General features: G+C 69.9%; 19 protein-coding genes. 9 read left to right on the plus strand and 10 right to left on the minus strand.

Features of this window, described 5'->3' with window-relative positions:
* Nucleotides 1-38: 38 nt before the first annotated feature.
* Entirely contained in the window at nt 39-647 is a 609-nt protein-coding gene (locus RWN05_RS05395; protein WP_064296440.1) for a DUF6264 family protein, read from the minus strand.
* Nucleotides 644-1,675 carry a 4-hydroxy-3-methylbut-2-enyl diphosphate reductase gene (locus tag RWN05_RS05400; RefSeq protein ID WP_071261248.1) on the minus strand — a complete coding sequence of 344 codons (1,032 nt, stop codon included), beginning with the start codon at nt 1,673-1,675 and terminating at the stop codon, nt 644-646. Before RWN05_RS05400 ends, RWN05_RS05395 begins: the two co-directional genes overlap by 4 nt.
* Before the next feature lie 135 nt (nt 1,676-1,810).
* Between RWN05_RS05400 and xseA the strand changes: the two genes are divergently transcribed.
* From xseA to RWN05_RS05425, 5 genes are all read left to right on the plus strand, one after another.
* Nucleotides 1,811-3,070, plus strand: coding sequence for an exodeoxyribonuclease VII large subunit (gene xseA / locus RWN05_RS05405; protein WP_064296441.1), 1,260 nt, complete (start codon nt 1,811-1,813; stop codon nt 3,068-3,070).
* A gap of 9 nt (nt 3,071-3,079) precedes the next feature.
* Nucleotides 3,080-3,316, plus strand: a complete 237-nt coding sequence (locus RWN05_RS05410) for an exodeoxyribonuclease VII small subunit (protein WP_064296575.1) — start codon at nt 3,080-3,082, stop codon at nt 3,314-3,316.
* Nucleotides 3,313-4,008, plus strand: coding sequence for a DUF4245 domain-containing protein (locus RWN05_RS05415; protein WP_167620449.1), 696 nt, complete (start codon nt 3,313-3,315; stop codon nt 4,006-4,008). Before RWN05_RS05410 ends, RWN05_RS05415 begins: the two co-directional genes overlap by 4 nt.
* Nucleotides 4,005-4,646 (plus strand): carbonic anhydrase, encoded by a 642-nt coding sequence (locus tag RWN05_RS05420; RefSeq protein WP_064296442.1) that lies wholly within the window; start codon nt 4,005-4,007, stop codon nt 4,644-4,646. The genes RWN05_RS05415 and RWN05_RS05420 overlap by 4 nt, the downstream gene beginning before the upstream one ends.
* A 67-nt stretch (nt 4,647-4,713) precedes the next feature.
* Nucleotides 4,714-6,117, plus strand: coding sequence for a class II fumarate hydratase (locus RWN05_RS05425; protein ID WP_314138852.1), 1,404 nt, complete (start codon nt 4,714-4,716; stop codon nt 6,115-6,117).
* A gap of 72 nt (nt 6,118-6,189) precedes the next feature.
* Here RWN05_RS05425 and RWN05_RS05430 read toward each other — a convergent pair whose 3' ends face one another.
* From RWN05_RS05430 to RWN05_RS05445, 4 genes are all read right to left on the minus strand, one after another.
* Complete coding sequence (locus RWN05_RS05430; protein WP_314138853.1) at nt 6,190-6,771, minus strand: A24 family peptidase; 582 nt, start codon at nt 6,769-6,771, stop codon at nt 6,190-6,192.
* 100 nt (nt 6,772-6,871) lie between these two features.
* Nucleotides 6,872-8,296 carry a PhoH family protein gene (locus tag RWN05_RS05435; protein WP_399542881.1) on the minus strand — a complete coding sequence of 475 codons (1,425 nt, stop codon included), beginning with the start codon at nt 8,294-8,296 and terminating at the stop codon, nt 6,872-6,874.
* Between the two features lie 203 nt (nt 8,297-8,499).
* Entirely contained in the window at nt 8,500-9,666 is a 1,167-nt protein-coding gene (locus tag RWN05_RS05440; protein WP_314138856.1) for an aminotransferase class V-fold PLP-dependent enzyme, read from the minus strand.
* On the minus strand, nt 9,663-10,445 hold the full coding sequence (locus tag RWN05_RS05445; RefSeq protein WP_064296447.1) for an isoprenyl transferase: 783 nt from the start codon (nt 10,443-10,445) through the stop codon (nt 9,663-9,665). Before RWN05_RS05445 ends, RWN05_RS05440 begins: the two co-directional genes overlap by 4 nt.
* Nucleotides 10,446-10,518: 73 nt before the next feature.
* Here RWN05_RS05445 and RWN05_RS05450 point away from each other — a divergent pair, with 73 nt between their 5' ends.
* Complete coding sequence (locus tag RWN05_RS05450; RefSeq protein ID WP_314138858.1) at nt 10,519-11,235, plus strand: hemolysin III family protein; 717 nt, start codon at nt 10,519-10,521, stop codon at nt 11,233-11,235.
* A 43-nt stretch (nt 11,236-11,278) separates the two neighbouring features.
* Here the strand turns inward: RWN05_RS05450 and RWN05_RS05455 are convergent, their stop codons facing one another.
* Entirely contained in the window at nt 11,279-11,602 is a 324-nt protein-coding gene (locus RWN05_RS05455; RefSeq protein ID WP_079002042.1) for a hypothetical protein, read from the minus strand.
* Entirely contained in the window at nt 11,599-12,474 is an 876-nt protein-coding gene (mca, locus tag RWN05_RS05460) for a mycothiol conjugate amidase Mca (protein WP_314138861.1), read from the minus strand. Before mca ends, RWN05_RS05455 begins: the two co-directional genes overlap by 4 nt.
* 168 nt (nt 12,475-12,642) lie before the next feature.
* On the opposite strand from mca, the gene RWN05_RS05465 reads away from it, so the two are divergent.
* A complete protein-coding gene (locus RWN05_RS05465) occupies nt 12,643-13,077 on the plus strand; it encodes a DUF4307 domain-containing protein (protein ID WP_167620448.1) in 435 nt (144 codons plus the stop codon).
* Nucleotides 13,078-13,233: 156 nt separating this feature from the next.
* Nucleotides 13,234-13,725, plus strand: a complete 492-nt coding sequence (gene greA / locus RWN05_RS05470) for a transcription elongation factor GreA (RefSeq protein ID WP_240555708.1) — start codon at nt 13,234-13,236, stop codon at nt 13,723-13,725.
* Between the two features lie 86 nt (nt 13,726-13,811).
* Here the strand turns inward: greA and ilvA are convergent, their stop codons facing one another.
* The gene (gene ilvA, locus RWN05_RS05475) at nt 13,812-15,068 is read right to left on the minus strand and encodes a threonine ammonia-lyase (protein ID WP_064296452.1); all 1,257 of its coding nucleotides are present in this window, start codon (nt 15,066-15,068) and stop codon (nt 13,812-13,814) included.
* On the minus strand, nt 15,065-16,387 hold the full coding sequence (locus RWN05_RS05480; protein WP_071261075.1) for an AI-2E family transporter: 1,323 nt from the start codon (nt 16,385-16,387) through the stop codon (nt 15,065-15,067). The genes ilvA and RWN05_RS05480 overlap by 4 nt, the downstream gene beginning before the upstream one ends.
* 109 nt (nt 16,388-16,496) lie before the next feature.
* On the opposite strand from RWN05_RS05480, the gene RWN05_RS05485 reads away from it, so the two are divergent.
* On the plus strand, nt 16,497-17,831 hold the full coding sequence (locus RWN05_RS05485; RefSeq protein WP_314138863.1) for a DNA glycosylase AlkZ-like family protein: 1,335 nt from the start codon (nt 16,497-16,499) through the stop codon (nt 17,829-17,831).
* The last annotated feature ends 28 nt before the right edge of the window (nt 17,832-17,859 follow it).

Consider the following 17,859-nt stretch of genomic DNA (forward strand, 5'->3'; position numbering starts at 1 on the left):
CGGCATCGCTGCCGGGCCCGTTCTTCGTGTGTGGATGACTACGGCTGCTGCGAGCGGACGTACTCCATGAACGCCGGGTCGGCGCCCATGGCCACGGCGAGACAGATCACCACGACCAGGTTCGCCGCGACACCGGCGACGAGCGGGATCCAGAAGGTCAATCGACCCGCGCGGAGCGACCGGCTCGACAGGATGATGGCGCCCACCCACAGGGCGATCTGGAGACCGAGCGCCAGGATGCCCATGGCGCTCGCGAGACCGTCCGAGGAGTACCCCGAGACACCCATCTGCACGAGTGCGGGGCGGATCAGGCCCGGGAGGTCGAGCAGGCCCGGCATGGTCACGATCAGGCCGACGAGGCCGAGTCCGAGCAGGATCGACGTCGCGATCCGGTCTCCGGCGACAGGTCGTCTAGCGGCCACGGTCGGAGCGCCCGGCTGCATCACCCCAGGCTCATGCGCCTGCTCGCGCGTCTGCTCGCGGAGGGTCGGCTCCTGCTGCTGCCGTGGCTGCCGTTCGACGGGGACGACCGGCGCGATGCCGAGCTCCTCCGCCCGCTGCTCGTCGATGGGCTCGGCGATCCGGGCACGCTGCTCCTCGGGGGACGCGTACTCACCGAACTGCGGACGGGGGCGGGATTCGCTCATGGTCGACGCCCTCCCAGGGCGCGCGGATCGGTCGTGCCGGCAAGGTCTTTGCGCAGCTCCTTCGGCAGGGAGAACATGAGGTCCTCCTCGGCCGTCTTGACTTCCTGCACCGCGCCGTAGCCGGCTCCGGAGAGTTCTTCCAGGACCTCGTCGACGAGGACCTCCGGCACGGAGGCGCCGCTGGTGACACCGACCGTGACGACGCCGTCGAGCCAGGCCTGCTGGATCTCGTGTGCGTAGTCGACGCGGTAGGCGGCCTTCGCGCCGTATTCGAGGGCGACCTCCACGAGGCGCACCGAGTTCGAGGAGTTCGCCGACCCGACCACGATTACGAGGTCGGCGTCCTGGGCTACTTTCTTGATGGCCACCTGACGGTTCTGGGTCGCGTAGCAGATGTCGTCGCTCGGCGGATCCTGGAGCTTCGGGAACCGCTCGCGCAGGCGGCGGACCGTCTCCATGGTCTCGTCCACCGACAGCGTGGTCTGCGAGAGCCACACGACCTTGTCGGGGTCGGCGACGACGAGGTCGTCGACGGCTTCCGGGCTCGTCACGAGCGTGACGTGGTCGGGCGCCTCACCGGCCGTGCCCTCGACCTCCTCGTGCCCCTCGTGTCCGATGAGCAGGATCTCGTAGTCGTCGCGGGCGAAGCGCACGGCCTCGCGGTGGACCTTCGTGACGAGCGGGCAGGTGGCGTCGATCGCGAGCAGCCCGCGGTCGGCGGCGGCATCGACCACGGCTGGCGAGACGCCATGCGCACTGAAGACGATGTGCGCGCCGGACGGCACCTCGTCGACCTCTTCCACGAACACGGCGCCCTGGGCCTCGAGCTGATCGACGACGTGCACGTTGTGGACGATCTGCTTCCGGACGTACACCGGCGCGCCGTAGTGCTCGAGCGCCTTCTCGACGGCGACGACCGCGCGGTCCACGCCGGCGCAGTAACCGCGCGGGGCTGCCAGCAGGACGCGCTTCTCCCCGGCGACGGGGAGGTCTGCGAGACGTCCGGCGATACGTCGGAGCCTCGGCATGCCGAGGCCGATGGCTGGGGCGTCGCGGAGATCGGTCACGTGTGGATTCTACGCGGCAGCGCTCGGGAGTCGGCCGTGAACGGCCGGGTGGTCCGCGACCGCCGCGCCGTCGGTGCTCGCGGCTAGGCTTGAGGGATGAGCGATGCACCGGCCACCATGGAAGCCCCCTGGCCGGTCGCGCTCCTCGGCACGAAGCTCCGCGACTACATCGACCGCCTCGGCACGGTCTGGGTCGAGGGCGAGATCACGCAGTGGGGCGCCTCGGGCGGCAACGTCTACGGCAAGCTCAAAGACCTCGAGATCGATGCGACGGTCGGGTTCACCATCTGGTCGTCCGTCCGCGCGAAGATCCCCGCCGACCTCAAACAGGGCGACCACGTGGTCGCGTTGGTCAAGCCGAACTACTGGCTCAAGGGCGGCACACTCACCATGCAGGTCATGGCGATGAAGCACGTCGGCATCGGCGACCTCCTCGAGCGACTCGAGCGACTCCGTCGGCAGCTCGCCGAGGAGGGGCTCTTCGACGCGTCGCGCAAACGGCCGCTCCCGTTCCTCCCGCAGTGCATCGGGCTGGTCACCGGCAAGGACTCCGACGCCGAGAAGGACGTCCTGCGCAACGCGGAACTGCGCTGGCCCTCGGTCCGGTTCCGCGTCGTCCACGCCGCCGTCCAGGGCGACCGCACCCCCGGCGACGTCGTGAGCGCTCTGCAGACGCTCGACGCCGACCCCGAGGTCGACGTCATCATCGTCGCGCGCGGCGGTGGCGACTTCCAGAACCTCCTCGGGTTCAGCGACGAACGCGTGGTCCGTGCCGCGGCCGCCTGCACCACACCCCTTGTGAGCGCCATCGGCCACGAGGCGGACCGCCCGTTGCTCGACGACGTCGCCGACCTCCGTGCCTCCACACCGACCGATGCCGCCAAGCGGGTCGTCCCCGACGTCGCGGAGGAGTTCGCACGGGTGCAGCAGGCCCGCGTCAGGTTGTCCTCCCGGGTGACCTCGTTGCTGGGTCACGAGATCGACCGACTCGCGACGCTCCGCACCCGACCCGCGCTCGCCGACCCGTCCTGGATCGTCGACTCACGGGCGGACGAGCTGACCCGAACGGTCGCCAGGGGTGCCGAGCTCATCGACCGCGCCGTCGAGCGCTCCCAGCGCGAGGTGACGGAACTCCGCGCACACCTCCGCGCCCTGTCGCCGCAGCGCACGCTCGACCGCGGCTACGCCATCGTCCAACGAGCGGACCCGGAGGCCGGCGTCCCGGGTGGCGCGGTCATCCGTGCCGAGGGCGACGCGCCCGCCGGGACGGAGCTCCTGGTCACCCTCGCCTCCGGCGCGATCGGCGCCTCCAGTACCGGCCCGGCCACGGCTGCCGCCCGGACCGACGACGAATAGGATAGAAGCATGCCAACCCCCTCCGATGTCCAGGAGCTCAGCTATGAGCAGGCACGCGACGAGCTCGTGCGTGTCGTGTCCGAGCTGGAGCAGGGCTCGGCGTCGCTCGAGGACTCCCTCCGCCTCTGGGAGCGCGGCGAACAGCTCGCCCAGCGCTGCGAGGAGTGGCTGATCGGCGCGAAGGCACGGCTGGACGCGGCACGCGCCGCCCAGCTCGGATCCGGCACTCCGGACGCATCGCGGTGAAGGACACCAAGCCGCCGCGCGTCGTTGCCGAGCTCGGCCGCCCCGAGACGCCGCAGGAGACCGCCGACCGCAAGGCGGAGAACTCCCGCCTGTACCGCTCGCGCAAGACCGTCAACAATCTCGTCCTGTCGCTCCTGGCCACGGTCGGCCTCGTGGTCGTGATCGTGCTCGCCGTGCCCCGAGGTGAAGCCCCGGAGCGCCCGACCGTCGACTACGCGCAGCTCGCCGGCCAGGCGCAGCCCGACCTCCCCGTCCCGCTCCTCACCCCCGAGCTCGGCGACGACTGGGGCAGCAACTACGCCGACGTCCGCACCGCAGCGTCACCGGTCGCCGGCACACCCGACATCCGCTCCTGGAACGTCGGACTCATCTCCCCCGACGACGAGTTCGTCGGCCTCGTGCAAGGCGTCGACGCCAACGACACCTGGCTCCTCGCCGAGCTCGACGAAGCCCGCCCCACCGGAACCGTCACGATCGACGGCGTCGAGTGGGTCGAATACGCGAACGGCAGCGGCTCCGACGACGGCAACGTCGCGTACGCCCTGTCGACCGTCGCCGGTCGGAGCACGATCGCCGTGTTCGGCACGGCGAAGCCCGAGTACGTCCTCGATGTCGCACGCTCCGTGCGCACCGGGGTCACCGCCAACCTCGACGCGCCGTCGGGCGCCCCTGCAGAAACGGACTCAGAATGACCCAGAAGCGCCCCGGTGCCGTCTGGCGCGAGATGCAGCGCGGTAACGCGCGGTTCGTCGCCGGTCAGCCCGCCCACCCCCGCCAGGACGTCGAACGCCGCGCCACGCTCGCGCACTCCCAGGCCCCGGAGGCGGTCATCTTCGGCTGCTCCGACTCCCGCCTCGCGGCCGAGATCATCTTCGACAAAGGGCTCGGCGACCTCTTCGTCGTCCGCAACGCCGGTCAGATCGTCTCCGACTCGGTGCTCGGCACCCTGGAGTACGCCGTCGGTGTCCTGCAGGTCCCGCTCATCCTCGTGCTCGCGCACGACGAGTGCGGCGCCGTCCGCGCGGCCATCGACTCGCAGATCGAGGACGCCACCCCGCTCCCCCCGTACATCGACCAGCTGATCCAGCAGATCGTCCCAGCCGTGAGCGCTGTCGCCGGCCCCGCACCGATCGACGCCGCCTCCGTCGACACCTCCGAGGTCGGACGACGCCACCTCCGCCGCACCGTCATGGAGGTCGTCTCGCGCTCCGAGCTCATCAGCGACGCCGTGGCGGCCGGGACGGTCGCCATCATCGGCGCGAACTACAAGCTCCTCGAGGGCACCGCCGTCGCCGACATCGTGATCGGCGACGTCACCGTCCCCGAATGACCTCCACCCCGCTCACCGACCGGTCGAGCGCAGCACCACCGCAATCGCACGAAGGAGAACGAACAGCGTGGTAGACACCTCAGCAACCGAGTACCGCATCGAACACGACACCATGGGTGAGGTGCGGGTCCCCGCGAACGCCCTCTACGGTGCGCAGACGCAGCGGGCGGTCGAGAACTTCCCGATCTCGGGCAGCGGGCTCGAGTCGGCGCAGATCGCCTCATTGGCCCGGATCAAGAAGTCCGCGGCACTCGCCAACGCCAAGCTCGGCGTCCTCGACCAGGGTGTCGCCGACGCGATCGCCGCAGCGGCCGACGAGGTCATCACCGGCGCGCACGACGCGCAGTTCCCGGTCGACACCTACCAGACCGGCAGCGGCACCTCGTCGAACATGAACATGAACGAGGTTCTGGCGACGCTCGCGAGCGCGCGCCTCGGCAGCCCGGTGCACCCCAACGACCACGTCAACGCCTCGCAGTCCTCGAACGACGTCTTCCCGACCTCCGTGCACATCGCCGTCACGAGCGCCCTCATCGACGACCTCATCCCGGCCCTCGACCACCTGGCCGTCTCGCTGGAACGCAAGGCCGAGCTGTGGAAGACCGCCGTGAAGCCGGGCCGGACGCACCTCATGGACGCCACGCCGGTCACCCTCGGCCAGGAGTTCGGTGGCTACGCGCGCCAGATGCGTCTCGGCATCGAGCGTGTGCGTACGGCACTCCCCCGGGTCGCAGAGGTCCCGCTCGGCGGGACCGCGACGGGCACCGGCATCAACACGCCGAAGGGCTTCCCCCAGCTCGTCATCGAGCTGCTCGCGCAGGAGACCGAACTGCCCATCACCGAGGCGCAGGACCACTTCGAGGCCCAGGGCGCACGCGACGGACTCGTCGACACCTCGGGAGCCCTCCGGGTCATCGCGGTCAGCCTCACGAAGATCTGCAACGACCTCCGCTGGATGGGCTCCGGCCCGAACACCGGTCTCGGCGAGCTGCACATCCCCGACCTCCAGCCGGGATCCTCGATCATGCCAGGCAAGGTGAACCCCGTGATCCCGGAGGCCGTCCTGATGGTCGGCGCACGGGTCGTCGGCAACGACGCGACCATCGCCTGGGCCGGCGCGTCGGGCTCCTTCGAGCTCAACGTCGCGATCCCGGTCATGGGCACGGCGCTCCTCGAGAGCATCCGTCTCCTCTCGAACGCGACCCGGGTCCTCGCCGACAAGACCGTCGACGGCCTCGAGGCCAACCTCGACCGCGCTGCGGCACTCGCCGGCTCCTCGCCGTCGATCGTCACCCCGCTGAACAAGATCATCGGCTACGAGTCGGCGGCGAAGATCGCCAAGCACTCCGTCGCCAAGGGTCTCACCGTCCGCGAGGCCGTCGTCGACCTCGGCTTCGTCGAACGTGGCGAGATCACGGAGGAGCAGCTCGACACGGCGCTCGACGTCCTCTCGATGACGCACCCCGGCTGAGTCGACCCGCTCGTCGAAACACCGAACGGCCCCGGAACCCTCGCGGTTCCGGGGCCGTCTCCGTTCGTGTGGTCATGCCGTGGCGGCGACCGCGCTCCAGCAGCCGAGGAGCAGGAACGGGCCGAACGGGATGCGGGTGCGCCAGCCAGCGGAGCCACCACGTGAGCGTGCGAGAAGCACGACGACCACACCCGCGAGGCCGGCCGAAAAGACCGACACCACCGCGAAGAGCAGCACCGCGGACGTCCCGAAGCAGCCGACCGCGAGGCCGAGCAGCGCGCCGAGCTTCACGTCCCCCATGCCCAGCCCGCCGAAGAGGGCGCATGCGTACAGGACGGCGCCGACCGCGGACCCCATCAGGAGCGGTTCGAGCGGGGCCACCTGACGCACTGCGGCATCGATGGCCGTGAGCGGCACCGCGACGGTGAGCGCCGGCAGCACGAGACGGTTCGGGAGCCGCCGCTCCGCGACGTCGCTACGCACGAGCGGCGGCGTGATGCAGGCGAGCCAGACTAGCACGATGACGACCGGACGCGGGCCGGGGCCGAGCAGGGCAACGGTGACGGCTACGAGCAGCAGCGTCGAGCCGGCCATCGCCGCGGTGGCGACACGCGGGCGGAGCCGCCTGCCGGTGGAGGTCGGTCGCGAGGGCATCCCGTCAGGATAGGAGGATCATCGTGCCGGCCTCCGGCGTTCTCCACAGGCGGCCGGAGGCGGCGGAGCGAGCCTCGCCGGCCCGCTCCGCCGACGGCCGCTAGGCCAGCTCGTTCCCTTCGAGCATCTCGGTCACGAGTGCCGCGATGGCCGACCGCTCCGAGCGCGTCAGCGTGACGTGCGCGAACAGCGGGTGCCCCTTGAGCGTCTCGATCACCGAGGCGACGCCGTCGTGGCGGCCGACGCGCAGGTTGTCGCGCTGGGCGACGTCGTGCGTGAGGACGACCCGCGAGTTCTGCCCGATCCGGCTGAGGACCGTGAGGAGCACGTTGCGTTCGAGCGACTGCGCCTCATCGACGATCACGAAGGCGTCGTGGAGCGAACGGCCTCGGATGTGCGTCAGCGGCAGCACCTCGAGGATGCCCCGCTCCACGACCTCGTCGAGCACGTTCTGCGAGACGACCGCGCCGAGCGTGTCGAAGATCGCCTGTCCCCAGGGGTTCATCTTCTCGCCCTGGTCGCCGGGCAGGTACCCGAGCTCCTGGCCGCCGACCGCGTACAGCGGCCGGAACACCATGATCTTCTTGTGCGCCTGTCGCTCGAGGACGGCCTCCAGGCCCGCGCAGAGGGCGAGCGCGGACTTCCCCGTCCCGGCTCGACCTCCCAGCGAGAGGATCCCGATCTCGGGGTCGAGCAGGAGGTCGATCGCGAGCCGCTGCTCGGCCGAGCGTCCGTGCAGACCGAAGACGTCGCGGTCGCCACGGACGAGCTTGTAGCTGCGCTTGCCCGTGACCCGCCCGAGTGCGGATCCCCGGTCGGAGTGGATCACGAGGCCCGTGTTGATCGGCAGGTCCTCGATGATCGGCGTCGTCCCCTCCTCGCGCTCCCACAGCGTGCTCATGTCCTCGGAGCCGAGGGTGATCTCGGACATGCCCGTCCAGCCCGAGTCGACCGCGAGTTCCGCCCGGTACTCCTCCGCCTGGAGACCGATGGAGGCCGCCTTGACGCGCAGCGGCAGGTCCTTGGACACCACCGTGACCGTCAGGCCGTCGTTCGCCAGGTTCAGCGCGACTGCGAGGATGCGCGAGTCGTTGTCGCCGAGCTGGAGACCGGACGGCAGCGAGGCCATGCTCGAGTGGTTGAGTTCGACCCGCAGGGATCCGCCGTCACCGACCGGGATCGGGAAGTCGAGGCGTTCGTGCTCGATGCGGAGCTCGTCGAGGATGCGGAGTGCCTGACGTGCGAAGTAGCCGATCTCGGGGTCGTTGCGCTTGCCCTCGAGCTCGCTGATGACGACGACCGGGATGACGACGGCGTGCTCGGCGAACCGGAAGAGCGCCTTGGGGTCCGACAGCAGCACGGAGGTGTCGAGCACGTAGGTGATCTCGGCCTGCGCCTGATCTCCCCCGCTCACCGTGTGGTCGGCAGGTCGTCGGCTCGGTCTCGTCGACGCATCCCGCGTCTCGATGCCGGCTGACGTGTTCTGGATTTCTCGCGAGGCCACAACCACTCCCACCCCGAGCATCTGATGCTCGGATCACTGTGCGAAACGGCCGCCTGCAGGGTTTCGAGCCGAACTTGTGTGGCCGTCTCGACCGGGCTCCATGCCCGATGAGATGAACGTACGTCCGGCCACCGACATCGATGCGACGACACGCCCCGTGTCCTGTTACGGGGAGGTGAACAGATGGGGGCCGTCTCCTGGACCGCCGGTGGTCGGACGGCGGCTCAGTAGCTCGCGGCCGTCGCGAACGAGAGCAGCGCACCGCGCAGTCGGTCCAGCGTCTGCCGACTGGTACCGGCGTGCACGCTGAGCCGCACGGCCCCGGCGCGGATCGTCGCGGTGACGCCGTGGTTCTCGAGCGAGGTCCACAGCGTGTCGAGGACGGACTCCTCCGGCTCCAGGACGACGATGCCCGCGCGATCGTGCTCGTCTCGCGAGGAGACCACCGCGACACCGAACTCGTCCGCGAGCTCGATCACCTCGGCCGTGAGCTCGGCGATCGCGGCGTGCACCGTCGCGGTCCCGACGGCGACCGTGTCTTCCAGCGACGCGGCGAACCGCGCCGCCGCGAGCGGGTCGGGCCTGGTGATCGAGTATGCGCGCACGGATCGGCTCGGTGCCGGGGTCGCGCTGAACGGCCAGGCCTCGTCGGTGCCGGTCACGCCCGAGAACACCGGCTCGAGCCGCTCGACGGCGCGGTCGCTCAGGGCCAGGAATCCGGTGCCCCAGCCTGCGCGCATCCACTTCTGCCCGCCCGAGGCGACCACGTCGGCGACGGCGTAGGGGGCGTCGACCACGCCGAAGCCCTGGATGGCGTCGACGATCAGGAGGCGGTCGCCGATCACCTCGCGGACGGCTTCGAGGTCGCAGACGTATCCGGTGCGGTAGTCGACGAGGCTCACGGCCACGGCGGTGACGGTGTCGTCGAGCTGTTCGCGCACGCTCTCGGCCGTCACGTGTCCGCGTCGCGTCTCGAGCCATTTCGGCTTGAGCACGTGCCGGTGCTCGGCGGCCCGCTCCGCCGCGAGCGGCAGCGTGGGGTATTCCAAGCGGGAGAGCAGGACCGTGCCGCTCAGGCCGAACATCGCGTGCATGAGGCCCTGCGAGGTGTTGGGCTGGGCGACGACCTGGTCGGCACGGAACCCGGTGAGCGTCCCGACGGCGGTACGCATCCGTTCGTCTTGCCCGTCGACCGCGCCGAGCGTGCCGGGCGTCGCACTCGCGAGCACGTCGTTCCAGCGGGCGGCCTCGAGGACGACGGACGCGGCCAACGGACCGACACTGCCGTAGTTGAGATAGCCGTCGACCTCACCGAATCCTGCTTGGAAGGTCTCCAACCGGGACGCCGTCTCCGGCTCGTCCGGCTCCGAGGCGGGCGTGGACCGGCTCATCCGCCGAACCGCCGCTGCCGCCTGGAGAAGTCGCGGAGGGCGCGGAGGAAGTCGACCTCGCGGAGGTCGGGCCCGAGCGCCTCGACGAAGTAGAACTCGCTGTGGGCGCTCTGCCAGAGCATGAAGTCGCTCATCCGCTGTTCGCCGCTGGTGCGGATGACGAGGTCGGGGTCGGGCTGGCCTCCCGTGTAGAGGTGCTCACCGATGAGGTCGGGGGTGAGCAGCGCCGCGAGGTCTTCCAGGCTCCGACCCTCGAGGTGGTGCTTGGCGACGATCGCGCGCATCGCGTCCACGATCTCGGTGCGACCGCCGTAGCCGACCGCGAGGTTGATGTGCATGCCGGCACGGTCGGCCGTGCGCTCCTCAGCACTCGTCAACGCCGTGCGCAGCGACTCCGGGAGACCGTCGCTCGAACCGACGTGCTTCACTCGCCAGTCACGGTAGTGCGACAGCCCCTCGGCGAGGTCGGCGATGATGTCGACGAGGTCGTCCAGCTCGTCCGGCGCGCGGTTCACCAGGTTGTCGCTCGACAGCAGGTACAGGGTGACGACGCCGATGCCGAGATCGTCGCACCAGGTCAGGAACTCACGCATCTTCGCCGCACCGGCCCGGTGGCCGTGCGCCGCGGTGTCGTACCCGAGCTGCTTGGCCCACCGCCGGTTGCCGTCGATGATCATCGCGACATGGTGCGGCAGCGTCTGCGGAGTGAGCGCCTTCCGGAGGCGCCGTGCGTAGACGCCGTACAGGAAGCCGTCCACCGGTGCGGAATGCCTCGTCATCACCCTGCAACGCTAGTGCAGTTTCCTGCATCGCTCCCAGTACGGGTTCCGTGCCACCCCGTATCCTGGACCCATGACGAGTGGAGATCCCGAGCTGCCGAAGCTGCCGTTGCTCGAGGTCGCCGCCGACGATGCCGCCGCACCGGAGGAGGTCAAACCGACCTGGCGCGGATGGCTGCACGCCGGGATCTTCCCCATCTCGATCGTCGCCGGGATCGTCCTCGTCGTGCTCGCACAGGGTGCGGCCGCGAAGTGGAGTTCGACGGTGTTCGTGCTCACCTCGATGCTGCTCTTCGGGAACTCGGCGCTCTACCACCGGTTCTCCTGGCGCCCCTCGGTCAAGCTCCTCCTCAAGCGGATCGACCACGCCAACATCTTCCTGTTGATCGCCGGCACCTACACACCGCTCGCCGTGCTCGCGCTACCACCGGCGCAGGGCAACCTCCTGCTCGTGCTCGTCTGGGGCGGCGCGCTCCTCGGCATCGGTTTCCGCGTGTTCTGGATCAACGCCCCGCGGTGGCTGTACGTCCCGCTCTACCTGGCACTCGGGTGGGGTGCGGTCGCGTACCTCGGCGACATCGCCCGCGGCAACTTCGTCACGATGGTGCTCGTCGCCGCCGGTGGCCTGTTCTACACGGTCGGCGCGGTCATGTACGCGATGAAGCGCCCGAACCCCTGGCCGGGGCGATTCGGGTTCCACGAGCTCTTCCACCTGTGCACGGTGCTCGCGTTCCTCTGCCACTGGACCGGGATCCTGCTGATCGCGATCGCCCCGGTCTACAACCGCTGACGACCCGTGGCCCGGCGCGCGGCGAGGCGTCGCGGTGGTGGTGTCAGCGGGCCGACCGGTCCGACGGCGGGCGAGGGTCGTCCTCGACGCCTGCGGGGGCCGCGTCACCGGTGTCGCTCCCCGCGCGGTCCGCGGCTGCCCGCTCGGCGACCTCGGCCTGGAGCCGCTCGTCGATCTCCGCGCGGTAGTTGACCCGGCGCACGCGACGCACCATGTCGATGACGAGGAAGACGACGATGCCGGCGATGGCGAAGGTGATCACGAAGCCCCACGGTCCCGGCGTCACCTGGTTCTCGTCGAACGCCGGCGAGGGCGACGGCGACGGCGTGACCGCCAACAGGACCTCGGTGAACAGGTGGTGCATCATGCGGTTCCTTCGCTGGTGTCGATGCCGTCGAACAGCTCCGACTCTGGAGTGGTCGACGCGACGTGCGACGTGACCAGTTGGTAGTCCTCGAACGGCCATGCGGCACGGAGGACGTCGTTGGGCCAGAAGAAGAACGGTGAGTCCGGCGGCACCTGGCTGCCGTGCGCCCGGAGCGCGGCGTCGCGAGCCTCGAAGAAGTCGCCGACGGGCACGTGCGTCGTCGCGAGATCGGGCCGGCCGGCCATCCACTCCCGCATCTCGGCCAGTCGCTCGACCGCCGGGTCGTCGGGGTGGTGCTCCAGCAGGTAGGCGTACACGGCCTCGAGCCGGGCGGGGCTGAACGAGCGGTCGTAGTACAGCTTGTCGACGCGCCAGGGCTCACCCGCTTCGGGATAGCGCGTGGGATCGGCCGCCGCTTCGAACGCGGCGACGCTCACCTCGTGGCACCGGATGTGGTCGGGGTGCGGGTAGCCGCCGTTCTCGTCGTAGGTGATGATGACCTGCGGCCGGAAGGAACGGACGATGCGCACGAGCACACCGGTCGAGACCTCGAGGGGGATGTCGGCGAAGCTCGCGGGTGGGACCGTGCCGTCATCGCGGGCCATCCCGCTGTCCTGATAGCCGAGCCACCGGTGCTCGATGTCGAGGATCTCCTGCGCCGCGGCCATCTCGAGGCGACGGTATCCGGGGAGGTCGCGCTCGATCATCGCGACGTCGGCGAGTGCGGGGTTCTGGAGGTCGCCGCGTTCGCCACCCGTGCAGCTGACGACCATGACCTCGGCGCCGAGGCTCCGGTAGTGCGCGAGGGTCGCCGCCCCCTTGCTCGACTCGTCGTCGGGGTGCGCGTGCACGGCGAGCAGTCTCATGGTCATGGTGCTCCGCCTTCCGGCTGGTCTGCGCGAGGGGACCGCTTCGCGACTCGTGACGTGACGACGCGGTCGGGACTCCGCATCCAGGAAGAGGCAATACGCTTGAGGTGTCGACCTCGAGGCGTCTCGCACTCCTGGTCCAGCTTAACCGTTCGAACCGGAGCCCGTGACGTGACCTCTCCCCTGCAGGATGCCGGCCCTCAGGACGCCATCGCGGCGCGCTACGGACGCACCCCTGGCAACCGTGCCCGCGACCGCCGCCTGATCTGGCTGGCCGCCGCAGCGTTCGCCGTCGTCTTCGTCGCCTGGGTCGTGTGGGCCGGTCTCGACGGCAGTCGGCCGAGCATCGAGTCGCGCAACACGGCGCACGAGATCGTCGATGACACGATGGTCAGCGTGTCCTTCGAGGTCACCGGTCCGCAGGACACCCCCATGGCCTGCTCGGTCCAGGCGCTCAACGAGCAGTTCGCGGTCGTCGGATGGAAGGTCGTCGAGCTGCCGCCGTCCGAGCAGCGCACCCGCACCTTCACGGAGAGCGTCCGCACCACGGAGCTCAGCAACACCGGCGTCGTCGACACCTGCTGGGTGGTCGAGCACCGCTCCTGACCCTCGAGGGCGTCGGCGCGCGAGCCACACTCCCGCGCCGATCGTGCGATACTCGAAGCCAGTACTTCATACGCCCCGGCATTCCGCCGGGGCGTCTGGCATATGACGGGCGTTTCGGCCGTCGTGTGCGGACCCACCATGCAAAGGAGTTCCATCGTGTCCGAGCAGATCCAGGAGACGTTCCTCACCCAGCAGGCCTTCGACCGGCTGCAGGCGGAACTCGAACACCTCAGCACGACGGGCCGCGAGGAGATCGCCAAGCGCATCGAAGCGGCTCGCGAAGAGGGCGACCTCAAGGAGAACGGCGGCTACCACGCCGCGAAGGACGAGCAGGGCAAGCAGGAGGCCCGCATCCGGACGCTCACGCAGATGTTGCGCGACGCCAAGGTGAGCGAGGCACCGCAGTCCACCGGTGTCGTGGAGTCCGGCACCGTCATCACGGCGGTCGTCGCGGGCGGCGAGGAGCGCTTCCTGCTCGGCAGCCGCGAGATCGCGGGCAACACCGACCTCGACGTCTACAGCGAAGGCAGCCCGCTCGGTGCCGCCATCCTCGGTCTGAAGATCGGTGACAAGACCACCTACGAGGCGCCGAACGGCAAGGAGATCACCGTGTCGATCAGCGCGGTGGAGACCTACACCGGTTCCTGATCCGGCACGTCGCGTCGTTCGCGACCGACCAGACGCAGCAGGGCCCCGCCGACACGGCGGGGCCCTGCTGCGTTCCGGCAGTCGGATCAGTCGTCGACGATCTGCGGGTCGTACCCCGCCTCGCGGAGCGTCTGCACGACGAGGTCGCGGTGGTCGGGACCGCGCGTCTCGATGCTGAGCTCGAGTTCGACGTCGCTGATCTGCAGGCCGTGTCCGTGTCGGGTGTGCAGCACCTCGATGACGTTCGCATTGGCCTGCGCGACGAGCTCCGCCGTCCGTGCGAGCTGGCCCGGCCGGTCGGGCAGTGGGATGCGCAGGGTCAGGTAGCGGTCAGAGGCCGCGAGTCCGTGACTTACGACCCGCTGCAGCAGGAGGGGGTCGATGTTGCCGCCGGAGAGGATGGTGACCGTCGTGCCGGTCGGCTCGATCTTCCCGGCCAGGATCGCCGCGACACCGGCGGCTCCGGCAGGTTCGACGACGAGCTTGGCGCGCTCGAGGAGGACCACGATGGCCCGGGCGAGGTCGTCCTCGCTGACGGTGACGACCTCGTCGACGAGCGCGCTGATCATCTCGAAGTTGAGCTCACCGGGACGGGCCACGGCGATGCCGTCGGCGATGGTCGGCTGCACGGCGATGGTCGTCGGGGTTCCGGCTTCCAGCGACACCGGGTACGCGGCCGCGTTCGCCGCCTGGACGCCGATCACCCGGATGGTGCGTCCTTCGAGGGCCGCGCGCTGCTTCATGACCCCCGCGACACCCGAGATGAGCCCGCCGCCGCCGATCGGCACGATGACCGTCTCGACGTCGGGGACCTCCTCGAGGATCTCGAGACCGAGCGTGCCCTGCCCGGTGATGACGTCCGGGTGGTCGAACGGCGGGATGAGGATGGCACCGGTCTCCGCGGCGAACTCGGCGGCGGCGATCAGCGGTTCCGCCACCGTGTGGCCGCGCAGGATGACGTGCGCACCGTAGTCGCGCGTGGCGGCGAGCTTCGGGAGCGGGACGCCGACGGGCATGAAGATGGTCGCGGTGATGCCGAGCTCGCGGGCGGCGAAGGCGACGCCCTGCGCGTGGTTGCCCGCCGAGGCGGCGACGACGCCGCGCGCCCGCTCCTCGGGGGTGAGGCTCGACATGCGGTTGTACGCGCCGCGGATCTTGTAGGAGCCGGTGCGCTGGAGGTTCTCGCACTTGAGATGCACGGGCACGCCGAGGACGTCGGCGAGGTAGCGGGAACTCTCCATCGGCGTGCGCTGGACGGTGCCGACGAGGGTGTCCCTGGCTCGCTCGAACGCGGCGAGCGACGGGCCGGGGAACACGGGTGTGGTGGTCGTTGTATCGGTCATGGTGTGCGGGGTCCTGGACTTTCTGGGGACGAGGTCTCTCGGAGGTCTTCGCTGGGGTGCTGGGGCTCCTGATCGCCTGGGCGATCCTGCGGCTCGTGGGACGAGCGGGAGCCCGGACGGATTCGCCTGGGGCTCGGGACGGTCTGCCAGATGGCGCCGTCGGTACCCGGTTCCGGCGGCGCACTGCCGCCGGTCCGCCACGTGCCGCTGGCGATGGTGTGGACCATCACGTTGATCACGGCCACCACGGGCACCGCGAACAGGGCGCCGGGGATGCCGGCGACGAGCGTGCCGCCCGCGACGGCGAGGACGACGGCGAGAGGGTGCACCTTGACGGCCGTACCCATGATGAGCGGCTGCAGGACATGCCCCTCGAGCTGCTGGACGAGGAGCACGACACCGAGCATGAGCAGCGCGATGACCGGACCGTTGTAGACGAGCGCGAGGAAGACGGCCACGGCTCCGGTCACGACGGCACCGACGATCGGCACGAACGAGCCGAGGAACACGAGCACGGCGACCGGGATCGCGAGCGGGACGCCGAGGAAGAACGCGCCGAGTCCGATACCGACCGCATCGATCGAGGCCACGAGGATCTGCGTGCGGACGTAGTTGCCGAGCGTCCGCCATCCTGCGCGACCGGCGCTGTCGACGGCGGGGCGTGCCCGCTGCGGGAAGACGCGCACCGTCCAACGCCAGATCGTCCGACCGTCGATGAGCATGAACAGCAGACAGAAGAGCGTCAGGAAGACGCCCGTCGCGACATGGCCGAGCGTCGAACCGATCGACAGGGCGCCTGAGAGCAGGACCTGGCTGTCCTGCTGGAGCGAGTCGAACGCCTGGGCGATGAAGTCGTTGAGCTGCGTCTCGGTCACGTGCAACGGGCTGGCGAGCAGGAAGGCCTTGAAATCGCCGTAGGCGGTCATGGTGCGGGCCTGCACGGAGGCGAACTGCGAGGTGATCTGCGAGATGGCGAGGAAGATCAGTCCGCTCACCACGGAGAGCGTGCCGACCATCGCGAGTGCGATGGCGAGGCCCTTCGGCCAGCGGTGACGCACCAGGACGTCGACGAGAGGCTTCAGCAGCGCGGAGACGAGGACGGCGATGAGGAGCGGGATGACGATGAGGCGGAGCTGCACGACGAGGAAGACGAGCAGCGCGACGACCGCGGCCACCAGCAGGATCCGCCAGGACCACGCTGCGGCCACGCGCATGCCGCGCGGGACGCTGCTCGATCCGCTCAGGTCCGGTTCGCGCACGGGCGAGGCCGCTTCGGGGAGGAAGCGTCCCCACCAGGTCTTCGGAGTGTCGTCCGCCATTGCTCAAGTGTAGGGCTGGCACATGCCGGTGAGCGCATGCGGACACCGGTGGGCGGCGGCGCCTCCGCAGTGCACGGCGGGTGTCCGACGCCGGTGCTAGCGTCGGGCCGTGTCCGCTTCCCTCTCCCCCGCCCTCGCCCGACGGATCGCACTCGGTGCGCAGGGACTCGGCGCCCCGCAGCGCACGACCCCGGCGGGTACCCGCACCCTGCGCTCGACGATCGACCGGCTGGGGCTCCTGCAGATCGACTCTGTCAACGTGTTCGAGCGCAGTCACTACCTGCCGCTGTTCGCGAGGCTCGGCGGGTACGACAAGACACTGCTCGATCGCTTGACGCTCGGAGCCGACGCGCCCTACCTCGAGTACTGGGCGCATGAGGCGGCCTTCATCCCCCGCGACTCGTGGCCGCTGTTCCGGTGGCGGATGGACGCGCACCGCGCGAAGCATGCCGGCGACGAGACCACCTGGGCGAGCCAGAACACGGAGATGTTGGACTGGGTGCGAGCACTCCTCCGCGTCGAGGGGCCACTGAAGGCGAGTGAGATCGAACACGACGCGAACGTCCGACGTGGACCCTGGTGGGGATGGTCCGATGTGAAGCGGGCGTTGGAGGTCCTGTTCCTCTACGGCGAAGTGGTCACGGCCGGTCGCGACCGGTTCGAACGCCGGTACGCATTGGCCGAGCAGGTGCTCCCGCAGCACCTCCTCGACCTCGACATCGACCGGGCCGATGCGATCCGTGCGCTCGTCGAGCAGGCCGCCGCAGCCCACGGCGTCGCGACCGTCGCCGACCTCGCGGACTACTTCCGGATCAAGCCGCAGACCGCGGTCCGCCGGGCGGTCGACGAGCTCGTGGACGCCGGTGTCCTCGAACCCGTGACCGTGGCCGGCTGGGAGCGACGCGGCGGGCCGCAGGAGGCATGGTTGCACCGCGACGCCCGTCGGCCGCGGCGGATCGAGGGGGCCGCGCTGCTCAGCCCGTTCGACCCGGTCGTCTGGTTCCGCGAGCGTGCCCTCCGCATGTTCGGGCTCCACTACCGGATCGAGATCTACACGCCGGAGCCCAAGCGGGTCTACGGCTACTACGTGCTCCCGGTCCTCATCGACGGCGAGATCGTCGCGCGCGTCGACCTGAAGAGCGACCGTCAGGCCGGGGTCCTGCGGGTCCAGTCCGCCTGGTTCGAGCGTGGACACCAGGATGCCGTCGTCAGGGGGCTTCGTCCCGTCGACGATGACGCGATCGCGGGACGCCTGGCGGAGCTCCTCGGCCAGACGGCCCACTGGCAGGGACTCGATGCGGTGGTCGTCGTCGACCGCGGGACGCTGGCGGCACCGTTGGCGCACGCCGTCGGTACCCGGCTCCTCCCACTCACGCCGGACATGGGCACCACTCCCCATGCTCAGCCTGCACAATCACTCTCAGGAGATACACAACAACTATAGGATTGGCGGGCACCTTCATGGTCCGAAA

The organism is uncultured Plantibacter sp. (assembly GCF_963518075.1).
GTDB lineage: Bacteria > Actinomycetota > Actinomycetes > Actinomycetales > Microbacteriaceae > Plantibacter > Plantibacter flavus_A.